Below are 384 nucleotides of genomic sequence, written 5' to 3'. Positions count from 1 at the left end.
AGCCGGCATCGAGCAAGGCGGTGATGAAGGCGGCCGGGCTCCAGTAGATCGCATATTCCAGCGGATGACCAAGGCCGAGCTCGAACGGCATCCGCTCGTCGAACCAGCGCGCAGAGCCGCCGAGCGCAACACCCAGAGCCGCGAAATCTCCGGCCTTGAACGCCTCGTCTATGGCCTTGAACAACAGATGGCGGGCGCCGCGTTCCTCAGGGATTTCCAGCATCGCCTTCATCCGCAATGAGCGAGCTATATTGCTCCCTTCCGCCTCGCTCGGAAAGGCCGTCTCGGCAGAGGCCGTCGGCAAGAACCCCGATCGCTGCCTTCGACAGGCCTAGCCCGAAACAGCGGAGCCGGCCCCGGGGACAGGGGCCGGCTCCTAAAACC

Annotated in this window: 1 pseudogene; it reads right to left on the bottom strand. The window is 64.8% G+C overall.

Annotated features, from left to right (window positions below):
• Window positions 1–223 (bottom strand): annotated as a pseudogene (locus EOA24_RS41180) (ankyrin repeat domain-containing protein); the annotation flags it as partial.
• Window positions 224–384: the final 161 nt, after the last annotated feature.

The sequence above is a fragment of the Mesorhizobium sp. M2A.F.Ca.ET.039.01.1.1 genome, assembly GCF_003998035.1.
GTDB lineage: Bacteria > Pseudomonadota > Alphaproteobacteria > Rhizobiales > Rhizobiaceae > Mesorhizobium.
This window is presented reverse-complemented; position numbering and strand designations above follow the sequence as displayed.